The organism is Arthrobacter sp. S39 (assembly GCF_004320525.1).
Lineage (GTDB): Bacteria > Actinomycetota > Actinomycetes > Actinomycetales > Micrococcaceae > Arthrobacter.
This window is the reverse complement of sequence record NZ_SIHX01000002.1, coordinates 360,652-380,158: the sequence shown is the minus strand read 5'-3', so window position 1 is coordinate 380,158 and position 19,507 is coordinate 360,652. Positions and strand designations below refer to the sequence as shown.

Annotated in this window: 18 protein-coding genes; 11 read left to right on the top strand and 7 right to left on the bottom strand. The window is 60.1% G+C overall.

Annotated features, from left to right (window positions below; all coding sequences use genetic code 11):
- Positions 1-108 precede the first annotated feature (108 nt).
- Both EYS21_RS05640 and EYS21_RS05635 read left to right on the top strand, forming a co-directional pair.
- Positions 109-1,071 carry an ROK family protein gene (locus tag EYS21_RS05640; protein WP_131132212.1) on the top strand — a complete coding sequence of 321 codons (963 nt, stop codon included), beginning with the start codon at positions 109-111 and terminating at the stop codon, positions 1,069-1,071.
- Positions 1,072-1,073: 2 nt separating this feature from the next.
- Positions 1,074-1,760 carry an N-acetylmannosamine-6-phosphate 2-epimerase gene (locus EYS21_RS05635; protein ID WP_131132211.1) on the top strand — a complete coding sequence of 229 codons (687 nt, stop codon included), beginning with the start codon at positions 1,074-1,076 and terminating at the stop codon, positions 1,758-1,760.
- 698 nt (positions 1,761-2,458) lie between these two features.
- Here EYS21_RS05635 and EYS21_RS05630 read toward each other — a convergent pair.
- The 4 genes from EYS21_RS05630 to EYS21_RS05615 all read right to left on the bottom strand — a co-directional run bounded on the left by EYS21_RS05630 (position 2,459) and on the right by EYS21_RS05615 (position 6,430).
- Entirely contained in the window at positions 2,459-2,779 is a 321-nt protein-coding gene (locus EYS21_RS05630; RefSeq protein WP_131132210.1) for an SMR family transporter, read from the bottom strand.
- Positions 2,776-3,117 (bottom strand): SMR family transporter, encoded by a 342-nt coding sequence (locus EYS21_RS05625; protein WP_131132209.1) that lies wholly within the window; start codon positions 3,115-3,117, stop codon positions 2,776-2,778. Before EYS21_RS05625 ends, EYS21_RS05630 begins: the two co-directional genes overlap by 4 nt.
- Positions 3,118-3,452: 335 nt before the next feature.
- Positions 3,453-4,643 carry an MFS transporter gene (locus tag EYS21_RS05620; protein WP_131132208.1) on the bottom strand — a complete coding sequence of 397 codons (1,191 nt, stop codon included), beginning with the start codon at positions 4,641-4,643 and terminating at the stop codon, positions 3,453-3,455.
- A 137-nt stretch (positions 4,644-4,780) separates the two neighbouring features.
- On the bottom strand, positions 4,781-6,430 hold the full coding sequence (locus EYS21_RS05615) for a tannase/feruloyl esterase family alpha/beta hydrolase (RefSeq protein ID WP_165478264.1): 1,650 nt from the start codon (positions 6,428-6,430) through the stop codon (positions 4,781-4,783).
- 142 nt (positions 6,431-6,572) lie between these two features.
- On the opposite strand from EYS21_RS05615, the gene EYS21_RS05610 reads away from it, so the two are divergent.
- The 8 genes from EYS21_RS05610 to EYS21_RS05575 all read left to right on the top strand — a co-directional run bounded on the left by EYS21_RS05610 (position 6,573) and on the right by EYS21_RS05575 (position 14,319).
- Positions 6,573-7,670: a helix-turn-helix domain-containing protein gene (locus EYS21_RS05610; protein ID WP_165478263.1), complete on the top strand. Its 1,098-nt coding sequence runs from the start codon at positions 6,573-6,575 to the stop codon at positions 7,668-7,670.
- Between the two features lie 757 nt (positions 7,671-8,427).
- On the top strand, positions 8,428-9,108 hold the full coding sequence (locus tag EYS21_RS05605; RefSeq protein WP_131132205.1) for a 4-carboxy-4-hydroxy-2-oxoadipate aldolase/oxaloacetate decarboxylase: 681 nt from the start codon (positions 8,428-8,430) through the stop codon (positions 9,106-9,108).
- Positions 9,105-10,217, top strand: a complete 1,113-nt coding sequence (locus EYS21_RS05600) for a 4-oxalomesaconate tautomerase (protein ID WP_131132204.1) — start codon at positions 9,105-9,107, stop codon at positions 10,215-10,217. Before EYS21_RS05605 ends, EYS21_RS05600 begins: the two co-directional genes overlap by 4 nt.
- The gene (locus tag EYS21_RS05595; RefSeq protein WP_131132203.1) at positions 10,214-11,230 is read left to right on the top strand and encodes an amidohydrolase family protein; all 1,017 of its coding nucleotides are present in this window, start codon (positions 10,214-10,216) and stop codon (positions 11,228-11,230) included. The genes EYS21_RS05600 and EYS21_RS05595 overlap by 4 nt, the downstream gene beginning before the upstream one ends.
- Entirely contained in the window at positions 11,230-12,123 is an 894-nt protein-coding gene (locus EYS21_RS05590) for an amidohydrolase family protein (RefSeq protein ID WP_131132202.1), read from the top strand. The genes EYS21_RS05595 and EYS21_RS05590 overlap by 1 nt, the downstream gene beginning before the upstream one ends.
- Entirely contained in the window at positions 12,123-12,524 is a 402-nt protein-coding gene (ligA, locus tag EYS21_RS05585; protein WP_207307691.1) for a protocatechuate 4,5-dioxygenase subunit alpha, read from the top strand. The genes EYS21_RS05590 and ligA overlap by 1 nt, the downstream gene beginning before the upstream one ends.
- Positions 12,524-13,372, top strand: coding sequence for a class III extradiol dioxygenase subunit beta (locus tag EYS21_RS05580; RefSeq protein WP_131132201.1), 849 nt, complete (start codon positions 12,524-12,526; stop codon positions 13,370-13,372). Before ligA ends, EYS21_RS05580 begins: the two co-directional genes overlap by 1 nt.
- Entirely contained in the window at positions 13,369-14,319 is a 951-nt protein-coding gene (locus tag EYS21_RS05575; protein ID WP_131132200.1) for a Gfo/Idh/MocA family oxidoreductase, read from the top strand. Before EYS21_RS05580 ends, EYS21_RS05575 begins: the two co-directional genes overlap by 4 nt.
- Before the next feature lie 8 nt (positions 14,320-14,327).
- Here EYS21_RS05575 and EYS21_RS05570 read toward each other — a convergent pair whose 3' ends face one another.
- The 3 genes from EYS21_RS05570 to EYS21_RS05560 all read right to left on the bottom strand — a co-directional run bounded on the left by EYS21_RS05570 (position 14,328) and on the right by EYS21_RS05560 (position 17,407).
- Entirely contained in the window at positions 14,328-15,107 is a 780-nt protein-coding gene (locus EYS21_RS05570) for an NAD(P)-dependent oxidoreductase (RefSeq protein ID WP_131132199.1), read from the bottom strand.
- 4 nt (positions 15,108-15,111) lie between these two features.
- Positions 15,112-16,116 carry an aldo/keto reductase gene (locus EYS21_RS05565; protein WP_131132198.1) on the bottom strand — a complete coding sequence of 335 codons (1,005 nt, stop codon included), beginning with the start codon at positions 16,114-16,116 and terminating at the stop codon, positions 15,112-15,114.
- A gap of 100 nt (positions 16,117-16,216) precedes the next feature.
- Entirely contained in the window at positions 16,217-17,407 is a 1,191-nt protein-coding gene (locus tag EYS21_RS05560; RefSeq protein ID WP_131132197.1) for a 4-hydroxybenzoate 3-monooxygenase, read from the bottom strand.
- Between the two features lie 390 nt (positions 17,408-17,797).
- On the opposite strand from EYS21_RS05560, the gene EYS21_RS05555 reads away from it, so the two are divergent.
- Positions 17,798-19,441, top strand: a complete 1,644-nt coding sequence (locus EYS21_RS05555) for an amidohydrolase (RefSeq protein WP_165478262.1) — start codon at positions 17,798-17,800, stop codon at positions 19,439-19,441.
- Positions 19,442-19,507 lie beyond the last annotated feature (66 nt).

Genomic DNA, 19,507 nt, shown 5'->3' with positions numbered 1-19,507 from the left:
TTGGTCGGCGATGCGGGACTACGCAAAACAACCCCTCAGTCGCTTGGTGGGCATGTCACCTTGGCCGTCCGGTGATCGAGCCTGTCGAGATCCCTGTTAGGAAAGTAAATGATGTACGCGATTGGCGTTGACCTGGGTGGTACTAAAACGGCTGCCGGGGTTGTCTCTGCGGACGGGTCGGTGTTGTTTTCGGAGACCATTCCCACGTTGAACCGCGACGGTGGTGGGGCGATCCTTGATGCTACTGCTGCGCTGGTTTCGGGGCTCATTTCCCGGGCTGACGCTGCCGGGATTGCCGTCGATCGTGTCGGAGTTGGTTCTGCCGGGGTGATTGATGCCTCGCGCGGGGTGGTGGTTTCCGCGACCGACGCGATCCGCGGCTGGGCCGGGACTGAACTGACTGCCGGGCTTGCCTCGCGGCTGGAGTTGCCGCCGTCGTCCGTGGAGGCTGTGAACGACGTCCACGCCCATGCGCTCGGCGAGGCCTGGACCGGTGCCGCCGCCGGAACGGCGAGTTCGCTCCTGGTGGCCTTCGGCACCGGCGTCGGGGGCAGTTTTGTCCTTGACGGCGAACCGGTCCTTGGGCACCGCTATGTGGGCGGGCACGTGGGGCACTTCGCCTCCCCGTATGCGTTCGACGGCGGCATCCCGCTCCCCTGCGTCTGCGGCGGTTCCGGACATGTGGAAGCCATCGCCTCCGGTCCGGCAGTGCGCGAGGCATACCTTCGCTTCGGCGGGCAGGCCCCGGCAACCGACGCCCGGGCAGTCTTTGCCCTCGCCGCAAACGGCGATGCTGCGGCGGTCAGGGCGGTCGGCGTCGCAGCTGCGGCGGCGGGGCAGGCCGTGGGAGGGCTCGCCAACATCCTCGACCCCGAAGTCGTGGTGGTCTCCGGCGGCCTGGCCGACGCCGGACCGTCGTGGTGGGAGCCGATGGAACGATCCCTGCGCGCCGAACTCCTGCCGGCCCTCTCTGATTTGCCCGTTCTGCCTGCCGCGCTCGGCAACGCGGCCGCCCTGGTGGGTGCCGCAAGCCTCGTCCTCACCTCCGCCCCTATCCTCCAAAGGAACTGACCGTGATCCTGACCCCTGATGCCCTCGAGTCCCTCCGCGGCCGGCTGATTGTTTCCTGCCAGGCGTACCCGGGCGAGCCTATGCGTGACCCGCGCACCACAGGCCAGGTGGCGGCGTCGGCAGTCATCGGAGGGGCTGCGGCGGTCCGCGTCCAGGGGCTGGCCGACGTGCAGTCCACGCGCACCGCCGTCGAGGTCCCGGTGATCGGGCTGTGGAAGGACGGGCACGACGGAGTGTTCATCACGCCCACGCTCCGCCACGCCCTGGCCGTGGCCAACGCCGGCGCCCACGTGGTGGCTCTGGACGGCACCCGCCGGATCCGTCCGGACGGGCTCACCCTGGCCCGGACCGTGGATGGCATCCACGCCGATTCACACGCCCTGGTGATGGCCGACTGCGGCTCGTTGGAGGATGCCGTTGCGGCCGTCGACGCCGGGGCGGACCTGATTGGCACCACGCTGGCCGGATACTCCGGCGAGCGCCGCAAGACACAGGGTCCGGATCTGGCGCTGCTGGAGGAAATCGCGGCCGCGGGGTTCGGTGTGCCGCTGATCGCGGAAGGCCGCATCCACACCCCCGCGCAAGCGCGGCAGGCCCTCGACGCCGGGGCTTTCGCCGTCGTGGTGGGCACCGCCATCACCCATCCGGCCACCATCACGGGCTGGTTCGCGGCGGCGCTGGAGGCCTGAGGCGTCGGGTCGGTTCCACTCACTGCGGATCCATCCTGGTTTCGCGGCTATGGCCGTGGCATTCCATCTAGGCAACCTCTCAATTGGCGCGACAGGACCAGGACAGGGGAGCGGGCCCCGAGTATGTCCGCTCTCAACATAGTTCTCACGCGCGCACTCTGCGGCGTCAGCAACGGCTCCCCATTACTTGACGAAACGTCGGTTATCGGCGCTCGGTTGTGACCGGGGGAGCGGCGCCCCTAATTGCCCTTAGAAGTCTGGCTGGGCAGCTCAATGTCTTCCTGCTGGTCACAACGCACTGACTCAGAAATGTAGGCCTCGATGGCAGCCACTCGGCCTTGTAGGTGTAGGCGTGGAAGTAATCGGGCGTCGGCCAAGTCGTTGTGGGTCATCCAGGGCCGACTTGCCGTCGTCGCTGTAGAATATCTGCGGTTCACCAATAGTGGCGAGGGGCCAGGAGTTCCGTTCAGATTCTGATTAACCAAGGTCACTCGGACTGGATACCCTCGACGAAAGTGCTGCACCCAAACTGCTAGCCTGCTGACGGCGAAGATAGCAGCGCTGCTGAGAAACCTACACAACAAAGCTCTGCTCCCCCTGTTGCCGTATCCGAGACGCTGACGACCCTCGTACTCCCCCTGTGTATCCGCCTCATTAAGACCTTGTCGCCGCTTTCCTGAGCGTCCTCAGTTGGTTCGCTAATGGTTAGCCCCTAATTCGATCAGTAGGACACCAGAAATGATGAGGGCAAGGCCGGCGATCATAACGGGGGTCAGATGTTCTTTAAAAAAGACGCGGCTGGCGACCGCGGTAAGGGCGACGCCGGCGGCAGCCCAGGTACCATAGGCGACTCCCAGGCTCATGCCCTGATCCAGCGTCAGGCTGAGGAGGGTGAAAGCCAGCAGGTATCCGATGCCAACCAGGATGTACCAGATGCTTCTCCCCTGGGAAGCGATGCGGAGGCAAAGAGTCGCGCTCACCTCGGTGAGGATGGCCGACGCCAACAGCAGCCACATCATGCCGCAGCCTCTTTTTGGAGTTGTTTGTGGGAACCGAGTTCGACGCAGAGCACGCCGCCGATGACAAGGCTGACGCCTATGAGCATCGTCGGCGTCAGTGGTTCGCCGAAGATGGCTGCCGCCAGCAGTACAGTGAAGATTACGCCCAGGGCGGCCCAAATACCGTAGGCAACTCCCAAGGCCAAGCCGGCCCGGAGGACCCCAGCAAGGAAGGCGAAAGAGGCGATGTATCCGGCAACCACGATGACCAGGAAAGCCGGAACGTTCAAGGCAGCCTTTAGAGAGAGGGACGCTGCCACTTCGCTGGTGATCGCGCTGGCCAAAAATATCCATTTCATGCATTAGTCCTGTTTAAGTCGGTGAGGTGGGTGACCCTGATCCCCAAAGGAGCAGCCGGCAACCCGGCCTAACCCGTGCCAGACGCGCCGCCCCGGCTACTGCCGAGATCTCTCTTGGCCAGAGCTAGCGGGGCTTACCCTATTGACCGCTGGGTTCACTCGGCACACTGCGAGTCTGACAGGGCGCTAAATCTGCCATTGCTCGGATCCGCATCTCGCAATGGCAGAAATAGTGCACGGCTCGATTCGTTAGGGGAGTACGGGTCGGCTTCCCCATATGGCACCTCGTACGGGGGCATGCGCGTAGCCCGCAATACGTGTTAGTTTCCTTTGGTTCAGAATTGCGGAGTGATTCGCTTTGGCTTGTCCGATAAGGCGAACGTTGTGGAGGCGAGTCCCAGTGCGAGGCTGATGGCTGCAGTGGTGAGCAATGAATTGACGCCGGTCGATTCCAAAAGCAAGCCCGCTGTGAGTGGACCGATAGAGAAGCCCAGACCAACCAGCAGGTTCGTGGTGCTCAGCGCGTGAGGCGATGCCCCGCTAGTGCGGTTGATTGCAGAGAACAGGTACGCCGGTAGGAAGTTCCAGCCAAGGTTCAAGAGCGTAGCCGAGATTGCAAACACTAAGACGCTGCCGAGGCCGAACAGCAAGCCGATACTAACGAGCATGAGCAGGAAACCAGCAATGACGTACGGACGTATCCGGGGACGGTCCCCCACGATCGTGACGGTGAGTGGAGCGGCGATGCCGAGGATTGTGGCAACTGAGAGGGAAAAGCCGATTTCGTCAAGGGAAATGCCGGCGGCTTCTGCAAATATGCCGAAGAATGCCCATAGACCACTTGCGGAAGCAAAGAGGAAGAAGACTGCCGCCAGGCCAGCAATGAAACGCGGGGTATCTCTCGGCGCCGCTGCTTTCTCCGCGTCATTCTTATCGGCTGCCTGGCGCTTCAACAGGTTCCCATCAAGCATCCGTGCAACAGGGAGAACGACGAACACAAGTCCTGCCATGGTCAAGTACAGGGCGCCTACCGGCAGATCGTTGAAGATCAGCGGAAAGAAGAACAGCACGATCGCACCGGTAATGCACTGGGCAAGGATAAACAAACCAAACGCACGGGCAGGGTCGCTGGCTTTGCCGCCTATTCCGAGAATAATGACGGTGAGCGACCCGGCTGCAGCTGCCGCGACGACGCGTATGGCGACGAATGGCCCGAAATCAGTGATAAATCCTGAAAGGACGTTCGCGAAAATTACGACGGCTCCGAACCCGAACATGGCTGTACGGATGTTGACCCGTCGTAGCCACAGATAGGAAGGTATAGTCGCCAGTCCGAACGCGCCCAGTTCGAACGAGAACACCGTGCCGGTCTGTCCTTCGGAAAAGCCAAGGTCAACTGCAAGTTTGACGGCGAGGATGGGGGCGATCAAAAGTACGAGGTACAAGACCCCACTCATCACTGCTGTCACGGTGTAAATTGCACGATCTGCTGAATGTGTTGGCGCCATCGTTGGGGTGATGGTCATAGGAATCTCCATTTCGAGCGACAGAGGGCTCGCCAATTAGTGGTGAGTGTTTGTATTTTTGGGAAATTGGAGCGTTGAACCTCGTCGAGGAGCGGGCCGGGCAAAGGGTTGGGCCGGATGTGCGCTCACTCGACGTCTTACAGTCGTGTTTCGACTGCTGCGTCTCGAGCCGGGCATTGGAAACTCGTGGCGAGTCGTCGGTCGCCTCCGATGTACTGAGGCGTGAGCGGGTAGCGGCATACGGGCCTTGTCATCTCGATCTCGCCCGTGGTGCGGCTGATGCGCCGGGCGATCAGGACTTCCGGTGCAACCCCCGACTCGACCCATTCGATGAGGGCGGAAAGGCCTTCATCTAACGAGATACTGAGTCCATATCCATCTGCCGTGCTCGAGTGCCCTCCACCAGGGGTGAGGAAAAACCTGACAGATTCGGCAGCCGCATCATCACCGCCAAGCGCCTCGGCGATTCGCTCGTGGTACTGGACGGTGCCCTGCGGTGGGATCAGCCCGTCCCCTGTTGAGTGCGTGAGCAGCATGCGGCCGCCCGAAGCCTTAAGACCTGAAAAGTCTTCATCAGCGCAATCGTATTCCGCCAATTCCCCTACACTGCGGTCAAAAAGCTCTTCGAACTCAGTGATACTGCATGTGCGCCAATCCCAGTCGTAAACCCTTTGAATCCACGCCCCCGCCCAGTCAGTCGCGTAACTCAAGGGAAACGCGTCGGTTGCACCTTTGCGCATCTCGTACCCGATCCAACCGATACCCCACACGCCCGTGCCCCACGTGTCTGCGCCGACAGGCAGCCCATACCAGAGAGCTTCTCCATTTCTTCGGCGCGGTCCAGCCCAGATGCGGTTCATGATCTCGGCATCGAGCTCAGTAAGGACGCATCCTTCCGTATCCCGTCCCAGTGCACTGTAAGCGTCAAGAGTTGGGAAGGACAAGGTGGTTAGGAACCCGTCCTCCAGGGCTGACGCTCCCTCGATTGCCTCAAGTGCATATCGGCGAAAGGCTTCAAACTTGTCTGGTGTCACCACGTTCCCGAGTTCCTTCATCACAAGAGCCGGCCACAAGCCTGTCAGTGACATGTGCGACCAGTTCACTGCCGGGCAGGACGCCCAGTACCCATCGAATAGGTCCGGATACATCTGGGCCGTCACCATGGTTTGTCGGCCGCCGCCGGACGTACCCACTAGGTAGGAGTAGGAAGGCGCAATGGTGTAAAGCTCGGTTAACACGTCCTTGGCGGCGTCCGCCATGTCCTTGGTGGCTTTGTGATGCCAATTTGTGGCAAGCTCGCGGTCGATTTCTCCCGTGGCGATGTCGAGGCCCCAAGCGAAATCGCGCTCATCTCTCACCCCGGCGTCAGTCGTGGCTGCGGCGAAACCACGGCGGATAGAAGAGGCCAAGGTGGGGGCCATGTCATACGTTTCCACGCCGGTACCCTCGGGATCGGTCACCCATTCGTTCTCCGTACGATTGCCGCCCCCCGCGGTAGCGAGGAAGCGGCCGTTCCAGGCCAGCGGAGCCCAGATCCTTACCCGAGCAGTGTGGGAGTGGCCCACGATGTCCACCCGGATGTCGCAGAAGGCGGGAAGGCGCTCAATTCGGCCGGCAGGAGAGTCGAAGAAGCCGGATTCGTTAACCTGCGCAAATACGACACTGACTCCCGTGCGATGGGCGAGGCCCGCCTGTAGCGTCTGGACATTGCAGTTAAGGCGAACGATGTCCTGGTGTCCGTCACCGGCCAGGGTTACAGGGGCAATTTCGGAATTACTGTGTACCACTCGTGGTCCTCTCGCTCGTACATCGATGTACGTCGTGAATCATTCAAACGGGCTTCTCTATGCCGCCACAAGATGCCAAGTGGCGGTCTTCTACCGCCATATGGCGGACGATTGCATCGACAGACCACGTAGTATGGGCGTCATGGAAACGGTGCTGCGAAGACTGGCACTCTATGAATCAGCTGCCCAAGAGGCGCTGGATGTGCTCACGGCATTCCATAAACTCGCAGTGGCTTCTGTCATTGATATTGCAAAGTTGATGGCGACACTCAGCGGAACACCAGCCCGCGTCCTCGATCCCCTAACCGGTGAAAGTGCCCGCTCCGAATCAGGAGCATCCTGGAGTCCGAGCAAAGCACCCGTAAGGCTTACGTGGCCATGCGCTCCAGTACTTGCTGGCGAGCCGCCGGCAATGTGGCTCGAACGGGAAGATGAGCTGCGTGTCCTGGATGCGGCAATTCTTCAGGCTGCGGCAGAGGCAATGCTTTCGCTTCGCGGGGAAAGCGACCCTCCGGCGGAAGAACTTACTGACATACTCATCGATGTCCTCACAGCGTCCAACCCGATAAAGCAGGAAAAAGCGATTGAAAGAATAGCCCTCCATCCCGCATCCCTGTGCAGGGTAGTCGCTCAGCCGGGAAATGTAGCGCAGATTCTCGTATCACCGCCCCGCGGGCCCCTTGCTGCACCTAACACTCCTCTAATGACATCATTGGCCGGCCACAGAATTGGAATAAGTCCGCTTTCCGAGGCCCGCGAGCTACCCAATGCATGGAAAAAAGCACGCACGGCTCTGGCCTTTGCTGCCGCCGGAACCGCTTCAGACCCAGGAGCCCAATTGGTTCCCTTCGAGGACCTCGGGGTTTGGGCCGACCTCGTTCCTCAGCGTCATCCTGACTCAAATCCGCCTTCCGATGTGCAGGCAATAAATAAACTAGAGGATGAGGCTTCTTGGGCGATACAAACACTTGCGGCCCTGACCGAGAGTACCTCCGTCCGTGAGGCAGCCGCTCGCTTGTTCACTCACCACTCGACCATTCAAGCCCGCCAGGCGGTACTGGAGAAACGACTTGGATGGAACGTCGCGACGCCTGCTGGCAGGACCCGTACCTCGATGGCACTCGCGCTGCGCCGGTACTTGCTCCATCCGGTCAGCGATGAGCCCCCAAAAAGCGCTAATCCGCCGGTGCTGTTCGTCTCGCCCGACCCACCGTCCTCAGGTCAGGACCGTTATCTTTGAAGGCTGGCCACTTAGCTTGAATGCTCCCCGCAGGTCTTTTGCGGTACTTCGCTAGTCGGCGTCCACTTCAGTGAGCAGCACACCCCGCTATTGATGAAGGTTACGCATACTTCCACGTTTGCTTGGGGTGAGGACTCCATAGGAAACCTCATGCTCTCCGTGCTGAGGGCCTTCGCCAAGTTCGAATTCTCCCTCATCAGGAAACGCGCCTGTAAGAGTGAAAAGGACCCTCACACCAGGCCGAACTGGTCAAGTGCGCCGGCTGTGGGCTCGGGCCATCCTCGCCCGTGATTACGACGGGATCAGCAGGGAGACTTTCTACCACCAGTACCTTCGCCACACGGCAAACTGGGCTGACCTCTTTGCTGCCGGCGCCGCCGTTAAGCCCGTAGTAGAAGCGAGCGATGGTTTGCTGGAAGGTCCGATGTCGCCGGTCACATCTATTTGTGGGAGGGGCGTATACAGCTCACGCTAACCCTACGAAAACGTCGTTCTGACATGGCATACGAGGTCGTCCAGCGCGCGGGAGAAGTCGATGATGACCTTCCCGCCAATTGCACCGCTCACCGCAGGGCGATGCGGCCTGATTCGCTTCGGTGAGCCTGCACTCCTTTGTGCCTTCCTTGGCTCGGCTCAAACCCAGGTCGTGCAGATGAGACTTTTTATCCCTCCCGTTCAGCGGAATGTTCCTTGGAACGACCTGTGACCATGACGTTCTCTATACCAAGAGGCATTGCACGGTATTCAAAGGAGAATCATGTCACGAGTAGTCCGAGGCACCCCACGTACCCCCCTTGACATCGTTGGTGGGCTGGCAGATCTGGGTGTCGCCACAGTTCATGAATCCCAGGGCAGGACTGGCCTGCTCGATATCCGTCTTCGGCCCATCTTCCCGGCGAGGATTGCAGGGAATGCCCTCACCTGTGAGGTGGCTCCGGGGGATAACTGGTCCATCCATGTTGCTGTTGAGCAGGCCCAGGCCGGAGACATCCTGGTAGTCACCCCCACTAGCCCCTGTGACGACGGATATTTGGGCGATCTGCTCGCTGAAAGCCTGCTTGCACACGACGTTCGCGGCTTGGTAATCGACGCCGGCGTCCGGGATGTCGACACTTTGACGGACATGAAATTCCCGGTCTGGGCCAAAACCATCGGCGCACAGGGAACGGTCAAAGAGACTGTCGGCAACGTCCAGGTTCCCATCGTGATCGCCAACCAGCTCGTTCGACCCGGCGACGTGATCGTCGCAGACGTCGATGGTGTCTGCGTTGTTCGACGGGAAGAGGCTGCAAGCGTCCTCGCCAAGGGCCGTGAGCGTGAAGCTAACGAGACCGCAAAGCGGGCTCGTCTTAAATCAGGTGAGCTGGGACTGGACATTTACGACATGCGGGACAGGCTCGCAGCCAAGGGTCTGGTGTACGAGGACTACGCGAAATGACCAGCACCCAGGTGGCTGTGCCCTGCACGGTGATGCGGGGTGGCACATCGAAGGGGCTCTATTTCCTGGCAGAGGATCTTCCTGACGAGCGCGGTGCACGGGATGCCTTCCTGCTGGCAGCAATGGGCTCGCCCGATACGCGCGAAATCGACGGGATGGGCGGCGGTCACCCGCTCACCTCAAAGGTCGCCGTTGTCAGCCGGTCGACCCGCCCCGGGATCGATGTGGACTATCTGTTTCTGCAGGTTTGGCCTGACCGTGCCGAGGTCAGCGACCAACAGAACTGCGGTAACATCCTTGCCGGAGTTGGTCCATTCGCCCTGGAACAAGGCCTTCTCCCTGCTGCTGACGCTGTCACACCGGTCTCCATCTACATGGTGAACACCGATTCGAAGGCCACCGCTTTCGTGGAAACCCCCGGCGGAGTCGTGAACTATGCCGGTTCCGCCCGCATTGACGGCGTGCCCGGAACGCATGCGCCCATCACCATCAATTTCGAAGATGTCGCCGGCTCAAGCTGTGGGTCGCTTCTGCCTACCGGCAACGTGATCGACGTCGTTAACGGTGTAGAGGTGACCTGCATCGACAACGGCATGCCCGTGGTCTGCCTGAGGGCCTCCGACTTCGGCATCACCGGATACGAAAGCCCAACCGAACTCGAGGCGGCTACCGCCCTCAAGGACCGGCTGGAAGAGATTCGCCTGCGCGCGGGGCGCTTGATGAACCTCGGCGATGTCACCAGCAAGACCGTTCCTAAGATGAGCCTGCTCGCACCGGCCAAGGGCGGCGGGTTCGTCAGCACCCGCACCTTCATCCCCCACCGGGTCCATGAATCCATTGGTGTGCTGGGCGCCGTCTCCGTTGCAACCGCCTGCATGCTCGAAGGCAGCGTCGCGGCCCAAACCGGGGACCCTGCCGCTGAGCACAGCAACTCCGGCGCCGGCGTGGAAATAGGCGTCGAACACCCCACGGGCTTCTTCACAGTCCAGATGGAAGTGGACCAATCCGGAGGCCAGCCCGTGGTCACCAAGTCCGCCCTGCTTCGCACCGCCCGAATGCTGATGTCGGGTTCCGTTTTTGTTCCTCAAGAAACTTGGGAGATCGCATGATCCTCGATTGTCATGGCCATTACACCACCGCTCCGGAGCTGCACAATCAGTGGCGGATTGATCAGCTGGCGGCCTTCAAGGCCGGTCAGCCCAGCCCCGCCTATCCCAAGATCTCCAATGAAATCATTCGTCGGTCCATTGAATCGAACCAGCTGCGCCTCATTAACGACCGCGGTATTGACCTGACGATCTTTTCCCCGCGGGCATCCGCGATGGGTCACGACGAAGGTGATCAACGTATCAGCCTTGAATGGACCATCGCCTGCAACAACCTGATCAAACGCGTCGTAGATCTCTTCCCCGGAACGTTTGTGGGGGTCTGTCAGCTCCCGCAGTCCCCCGGAGCAGACCTGACAGAGTCGATCAAGGAACTCGAACGCTGCGTCACTGAACTCGGCTTCATTGGCTGCAACCTCAATCCCGACCCCAGCGGTGGGAAGTGGGACTCGCTGCCCCTGACCGACAAGTACTGGTATCCCCTCTACGAGAAAATGGTCGAACTGGACGTTCCCGCCATGATTCACGTCTCGGCGTCCTGCAACCCCAACTTCCACGCGACCGGCGCGCATTACATGAACGCGGACACCACCGCGTTCATGCAGCTGCTCCAGGGCGACCTGTTCGCTGACTTCCCGGCCCTGCGGTTCATCATCCCGCACGGCGGCGGCGCTGTTCCCTACCATTGGGGCCGATACCGTGGTCTCGCCGACATGCTCAAGCAACCGGACTTGGGTACGCATCTGATGAAAAACGTCTTTTTCGACACCTGCGTCTACCACCAGCCTGGCATCGACCTGCTGCTTGGCGTCATTGACAACAAAAACATCCTGTTCGGTTCTGAAATGATCGGCGCCGTACGCGGCATCGATCCTCAGACCGGTGAGTACTTTGACGACACGAAGCGCTACATCGACGCCGCTGACATCTCCGACCAGGAGCGCGAACGAATCTTCGCCACCAACGCCCAAGCGGTCTTTCCCCGCCTCAAACAAAAATTGGAGGCCTTGGTCTGATGAACACCCTCACCTTTGCGAAAGACGCAGACTGGCTCGACTGGCACCCCAACCCGAGCAAACCGAAATTCCGGGTTCCGGCCGGAGCTGTCGACGCGCATTGTCACGTTTTCGGCCCCGGCAGCATCTTCCCGTTCGCCCCCGAACGCAAATACACGCCCTGCGATGCCAGCAGGGATCAACTGTTCACGCTGCGGGACTTCCTCGGCTTTGAAAGGAACGTGGTTGTTCAGGCAACATGCCACGGTTCAGACAACTCGGCTCTCCTGGATGTCCTGGAACACTCGAACGATAAGGCCCGCGGCGTGGTCACCGTCGCGCCTGACGTGACGCCGGGAGAACTGGCACGGATGCATGAACTCGGCGTACGCGGGGTACGGTTCAACTACGTCAAGCGCCTGGTCGATCCAAAACCGGACGAGTACTACCGGGACATCATCGAAAAGATCCGTCCCCTTGGCTGGCATGTCGTGCTCTACTTCGAACCCGCAGACCTGCGAGAAAAGTGGGACTTTTTCACATCCCTGAACATTCCCATCGTCATCGACCATATGGGCCGGCCTGACGTCACCAAACTGGTGGACGGATCGGAGTTCGCTCAGTTCCTGCGCTTCATGGAGGAGAACCCCAACGTCATTTCCAAGGTCAGCTGCCCGGACCGCATCACGGTCAGTGGAGCCCCGGGCTATGCCGATGTTGTCCCTTTTGCAAGGACCGTGGTGGAGGAGTTCCCCGACCGTGTTCTGTGGGGAACCGACTGGCCGCACCCGAACATGAAAAAAGAGATGCCCGATGACGGAATCCTCGTGGACTATGTCCCGTCGATAGCAACGACCCCGGCCCTGCAGGAGAAATTGCTCGTAACCAACCCCAACAACATGTATTGGAGCTGATGATGAAGCCCGATTTTGAGCAGTTCAAGGACCTTCCCGGCACGACAATCTTCACCATTGAAAAAGCCCGCGAAGGCTTCCACTTCAACGAATTTTGCATGAGCCTGCGGCAGGAGGAGAACCGCAAGAGGTTCCTCGCCGATGAGCGCTCCTACCTGGACGAGTGGGAAATGACGGAAGACCAGAAACAGGCCGTCCTCACCCGCGACTTTCAGAAGATGCTCGACAACGGTGGCAACGTCTACTTCTTGTCCAAAATTTTCGCGGCAGAAGGACTGTCCTACGTCCAAGCCGTCAGCACCATGACCGACATGAACGTCGAGCAGTACCAGGCAATGATGAAAAGCGGCGGCCGTCATATCGAGGGATGGCGCTCCAAGAAGGAACGAGGCGAAGCGTAATGGCAACAATCACCGCTGGCATCGCAACCAGCCACGTGCCCGCAGTAGGCGCAGCCATCGATCTGGGCCGCACCGAAGAGGACTACTGGAAACCCATGTTCGACGGGTATGAGTTCTCCAAAAACTGGATCAAGACCAATAAACCCGACGTGGCGATCATCGTCTACAACGACCACGCCTCATACTTCGGCATGGAAATCATGCCCACCTTCGCAGTGGGAGTGGCCGAGTCATTCGACATCTGCGATGAAGGATATGGGCCCCGGCCGGTCCCCCCGGTGGAAGGCGCCCCGGAACTGGCAACTCACCTCGCTGCCTCCCTGATCCTTGATGACTTCGACCTGACCGTGTTGAACGTCCTTGAAGTTGACCACGGGCTGACGGTGCCCATGTCGCTCATGTTCGGCACTCCCGACAGATGGCCCACCAAGGTTATTCCGCTGGCCGTGAATGTCGTGATGTACCCCCAGCCCTCCGGGGAACGGTGCCTCTCCATCGGCAAGGCCATCAGAAGGGCAGTGGCCGAGTTCGACGAAGACCTTAACGTTCAGATCTGGGGCACCGGCGGCATGAGCCACCAGATCCAAGGTGCCCGCGCAGGCCTGATTAATCTGCCCTGGGACCAGAAGTTCATGGACGATCTGATCAACGAGCCCGAAGTTCTCCAGTACAAACCCCACCTTGAATACATGAGGGAAGCCGGATCCGAAGGCGTTGAACTCATCATGTGGCTCATCATGCGCGGCGCCCTCGGCGACAAAGTCGACGAGGTCTACCGCTTCAACCACGTCCCGGCCTCCAACACCTCTGTTGGACACCTGATCCTGACTCCAAAGGAAGTAGCATGACCGTAAAAATCGCCGTCGTAGGCCTGGGCGCCTTCGGTCACAAACACCTCGACGCCCTCACCCAAATCCCCGACACCAAAATCCAGTACGTCGCCCACAGCACATTGGAAAAGGCCAAGGAGGTAGCCGAAAAGTACGGGGCCGAAGCCGCCTTCGCCAGCTACTCGGAGCTGTTGGCGCAGGATGACCTCGACGGCGTCATCCTCGCCACCCCAACCCAAATGCACCACGCCCAGACCCTGGAAGCCCTGCGCGCCGGCAAACACGTCATGGTGGAAATCCCCATGGCGGACTCACTTGCAGGCGTACAGGAGATTGTGGACGCCCAGAAGGAAACAGGCCTCATCGCGATGGCCGGCCACACCCGGCGTTTCAACCCGTCGCACCAGTACGTCCACAACAAGATCACGGCGGGCGAGTTCTCCATCCAACAAATGGATGTCCAGACCTACTTCTTCCGCCGGACCAACACCAACGCCCTTGGCCAGCCCCGCTCCTGGACCGATCACCTGCTCTGGCATCACGCTGCCCACACTGTCGACCTGTTCCAGTACCAGACCGGCGAAAGGATTGTGAAAGCAAACGCCATCCAGGGACCCAAACATCCTGAACTTGGCATCGCCATGGACATGTCCATCCAGCTTCAGACCGAGAACGGCAAGATCTGCACGCTGTCACTCTCGTTCAACAACGACGGCCCCATCGGGACCTTCTTCCGCTACATCGGCGACACCGACACCTACATTGCCCGGTACGACGACCTCGTCGACGGCAAGGAAACCACCATCGATGTCTCCAAGGTGGCGGTATCGATGAACGGCATCGAGCTGCAGGACCGCGAGTTCGTGGCTGCGATCAAGGAAAAGCGCGAGCCCATCTCCAGCGTGGCTCAGGTTCTTCCCTGCTATGTGGTGCTCGACGCGCTGCAGCAGCAACTCGAGTACTAGAACACGGACTACGGGCGCTTACTGAACGGGATCTTTTTTCCGTGCAGGATGCGCCCGTAGTTGAACTCGATCCCGGGAAGCATGGTGCTCTCATACCCGGTCTCGTTGAGCATCGACACCACATCCATGATTTCAATTTGCCGACGTTTGATGTGCTGGGCAGTACCGGACAAGTACTGCCGAGCTGTCTCCGGTGAGCTGGCTTCGAACTCCGCCAAAATCTCCTGGTAAGCCCAGCTCTGCAGGCCCATGCTTTCGGCCGCCCAAAGACAGTCAATGACAGCCCCTGCAATTCCGTTGGCAAGCAGGCCGCGGATGAGGTGGCGCGCCGTTGCTTCGCCCGGGACCTCCGACACATACCGGAGCGTCAGCCCAATGGGTTCGAACAGCTCTATCAGCCGTCGGGCTCCGGTCCCGGCTACATCCATGACGAGCCCTTCGGTCGGGCCGGGATCCTGCTGCGCCATGGTCACGTCCACATAGGAACCATCCGGGAACTGCGCGGCGATCTGTCTTTTCGTTGCGGGCGTTCCGGCGTTCAGATCTGCGTAGAGCGCACCGTCCCTGAGCAGGGGAGCAACACGATCCGCGATTTTTGAGGGGCCCGTGGAAGAACCCACGGCGAGGACCACGTCAGCACCAGAGACAGCTTCCTCAAGGCTTCCGGCAGGAGACTTGGAAGCGGGATCGAATCTGATGAGACTGGCGCCAGCCCTCGTGAGTACACCGGCAACCTTGGACCCGGTCTCGTTTTGACCGATGATGGCGATCTTGGGGTTCGCGGTCATGACCCTAATCCCTGCGTTTATCTGTAAGTGAATTCTCCCGGTCGAACAGTTTCATCTGGGCGGCAGTGTGGTGGTCACCCACAGGCTGCGTGACCTTGTCGAGGGCCACGATCTGTTCCGAAGTAAGTTTCACGTCCACGGCGAGCAGATTTTCTTCGAGGTGGGAGATACGGATGGTGCCAGGAATAGGCGACCAGTCATCACCTTTACTAAGCAGCCAAGCCAGCGCAACCTGCGAAAGAGTGGCTCCTGCTGCTTCAGCGACCGCTTCCACCTCCTTCAGCACGAGGAGGTTTTTCTCCAATGCACCGTTCATGAAACGGGGGTTCCTCAGCCGCCAGTCATCCGTATCCAGCCGGTCGAGGGACCTGATTTTTCCGGTGAGGAGGCCGCGGCCGAGCGGCGAGTACGGAACAAAACCGATGCCGAGCTCTTTGAGCAGCTCAAGGGTTCCGTCGTCACCGTCACGTGTCCACAGGGAGTATTCAGACTGAAGCGCGGTGATCGGGTGCACAGCGTTCGCCCGGCGGATGGTGTCAGGTCCGGCTTCAGAGAGGCCGATATGACGGATCTTGCCCTCGGTAATAAGTTCTTTCAGCGTGCCGATGACGTCCTCAATAGGCACGGACTTGTCGACCCGGTGCTGGTAATAGAGGTCGATGTAGTCGGTATCAAGACGTGCAAGGGACCCTTCAACCGCTGCACGGATGTTTGCAGCCGAGCTGTCCAAGGGCCGCGCATTACCGGCGTGGGAGATCATTCCGAATTTTGACGTCAGCACGACCTGGTCACGCCGACCCTTCAGGGCTTTACCGAGAAGCACTTCGTTCCTGTAGGGACCGTAGATCTCTGCGCTGTCGAAGTGGGTAACCCCCAGTTCCAGGGCACGATGGATAGTGCGGATGGAATCTTTGTCGGGCTGTTTGTGGCCGGTATAGATATGGGACATTCCCATGCAACCCAGTCCAATAGCGGAAACGGTCAGGTCACGGAGCTTAATGTACTGCACAGGATCTCTTCCGGTTCGTGTCAATTGCGGTGAAAGCTAACGGTTCTCTTTGCTACAGGGATACGTAACGGAAGACCCTTCTCCCCCGCCTACTCGACACCTATCGCGTGCCAGGCCACCCGGTGTAGGCCTCGGCAAGGTAGGCCATGCCGTGCCGGGAAGAGACCACTGAGTTGAGTTCGCCCAGCTGGCGCGCGCGGGAGAAGTCGTCGGCGTCGGCGGGGGTGTGCAGCATGGTGGTCATCCAGTAGGAGAACTGCTGCGCCTTCCACACCCGCTCAAGGGCCCGGTCGCTGTAGGTCTCCAAGAGCCGGTCGGAGCCGGAGTTGTAGTGGCTGTCCAGCCCTTCAAAGAGCACCTTGACGTCATGGATCGCCAGGTTCAGACCCTTGGCTCCGGTGGGCGGGACCGTGTGTGCCGCGTCCCCGGCCAGGAAAAGGTTGCCGTAGCGCATGGGGGTGTGGACGAAGCTCCGGAACGGCAGGACCATCTTCTCGATGACCGGGCCCTCCTTGAGCTCGAAGCCGTTGCCGTTGACCCGGCTGCGGAACTCGGCCCAAATCCGGTCGTCATCCCACTCCGCCACGTTTTCCCTTGGGTCGCACTGGAAGTACATCCGCTGGACCTTTTCGGTGCGCTGGCTGATCAGGGCAAACCCGTTGGCCGAGTTGGCGTAAATCAGCTCATCGGAACTGCGCGGCGCTTCGGCCAGGATGCCGAACCAGGCGAACGGGTACTCATGGAAGTACCACTTGCGGTGCGCTTCCGGGATCTGGAAGCGGCAGTGGCTGCGGGAGCCGTCCGCACCCACCACGAAGTCCGCCTGGATCTCATGCTCCACACCCTCGGCGTCAGTGAACCAGACCTTCGGCTTGCCCTCAAGATCATGCACGGACGTTTCTGTCACGCTGTAGCGGACATCGCCGCCGTCGGCCTTCCTGCGGGCGGCGAGGTCCAGGAACACGTCCGTCTGCGGGTACAGCCATACGGACTCCCCCACCAGCTCCTTGAAGTCCACGCGGTGGCTCTCACCGTTGAACCGCAGCTCAATGCCGTCGTGCCGGTCCCCGTCGCGCAGCACCCGGTCCGAAACGCCGTTGTCCACCAGCATGTTGACCGTCCCGTGCTCCAGGATGCCGGCGCGGACCGTTTCGGAGATGTCCTTATGGCTGCGGACCTCGATCACGGTGGAATCAATACCGGACTTGGCCAGGAGGTGGGAGAGCATCAGCCCGGCAGGTCCGGCTCCCATGATGGCCACCTGGGTAGAGATGATCTTGCGTGCTGCCATGGCGTTGTCTCGCTTCATTGCGTGGCCGGAACTGGCCTGTCGGGTGAGTCTGGTACCAGTGTGCAGCGACACGATCTTCCCAAGTAACACCCATTCCGTCCAACGGAAGTTCTTCAGCGTCCGTGCTAATCAAGCTTTAGCGATCGATCTCGATTCGAGAACGGCTGATCTCAAAACGCTCATTGTCCTTCCCGGCTGTGACCTACATCCTAGTTTCTGGTTGGACTCCGGTTGCACTCAGGAGAGGCGTCAAATTCTAGAGGAGTAGAACCTGTCTCCGGTTCAACCAAGACAAATGCATTCCAGTCAGCAGCCCCTCCCCCGACGAATATAGCCACCCATTGCCCTCAGAACCATTCGTCATACCACTACGAAGCAATCGAGGTTTTCGTGACCAATCGTGATCTTCTCATCCAAAACGCAGTCGTCCATATAGTGGATGCCCAGGACTCCATCCACAGCTCGATCCTTATCCGGTCGGGCCGCATTGCAGCAGTAGGCAACGACGCCGAAGTGCAGGGAGCTGCAGCCCCCGGAACTGATGTCTACAACGCAGGCGGCAAGACCATCGTTCCTGGCTTTATCGATGCCCACAATCACATGAGTGTGGCTGCTTTTGAACCGCTCGCTGTGGACTGCTCTACTCCGCCATTGGCCTCTATGGACGAAGTGCTTAGTGCCGTCGAGGCCCACTGCCAGGACCTTCCCGCGGGTCAATGGGTTCGGGGAATCGGTTTTCATGCTTCACAAATCAAGGAACTGCGAAATCCGACGCGGTATGAACTGGACGAAGTCGCTCCAAACAACCCGTTTTTCCTCATGGAGTCCAACTGCCATGCGGGGTACGCAAACAGCCTCGCCCTTACGGCTGTTGGCATAGACGCCTGCACTCCAGATCCTTGGGGAGGGCACATCGAGCGTGACAGTACTGGCACCCCAAGCGGAACCCTTCTGGAAACAGGGGCAAATCTCCTGCACTCGGCCTCGTGGGAAGCTTATGCCGAAAGCGACTGGGACCGGGCGGTAGGCCTGCTGGAGGCGAAGGCACGCGGATACCTCGCTGTTGGGATCACGGGCGTTGGTGACGCGTGCGTCACCACTCGCGCTGCAGAGCTCTATCGCCGGGCCGACGCAGCCGGAAAGCTCCCCTTGACACTGCAGCAACTCCACGGCGGGGACCACTTTTTCTCTCAGCAAGACCTCCGGCGCACTGACATCGTAGAGCGCATCCACAGCAATGAAAGCCACATGCTACGCGGTGGCACCATGAAGATCTTTGTCGACCGCGCTTATCCTGACGGCCCCGGGCTTCATCAGATTCACGATGGCTGCACCAAGCACGTCGGAAGCAACTTTTACAACCCGCGCGAGGTAAGTGACCTCGCCCTCCAAGCCACTGACCTAGGAATTAACCTTGCAATCCACGGTATGGGAAATTGCGCAGTAGACGCTGTCTCCGACGCTTATGAAAGCGTACGGAAGCGGACAGGCGATGACGCCATCCTCCGCCTTGAGCACGCCTTCATTGCCGAACCCGCTCAGGCCCCCCGCTTAGCGAAACTCGGTATTGACCTCGTAGCGAACCCAGGCCTTGCCTACAAGGATGGACTCTTTTTTGGTAGCTGGCGGGGTGAAAACCAGGAGCACCTCCGCGTTCTCCCGCTGCGAAGCATGATCGACGCCGGTGTCCGCGTGAGCTTTGCATCCGACCACCCCTGCGGAACCTTCTCCCCACTAGAAATCATGTGGAGCGCAGTCACCAGACGTCACTATACGGGTGCTCTCATCGACCCTGAAGAAGCGGTTACTCCAGCGGAGGCGTTACGTGCTTACACCATCAACCCCGCTCATGCCTCCGGGCGAGGCGCAGAAGAGGGAAGCCTCGAGGTGGGGAAGCGCGCAAATCTGCTGGTGCTGGACCGCAACCTCTTGAACATTTCCCCCGACGAACTGCGCTCAGTGATAGTCGAGCGAACCTACGTTGACGGGCTCCTCGCCCACCAGAAGCAATCTGCCCAAGCCGTTACCGCCTGAGCACTGCCCCACTAATACGGCCGCACGGCCGCTACGGCCTCACCATCTCCCCGTCACGCACTTTCA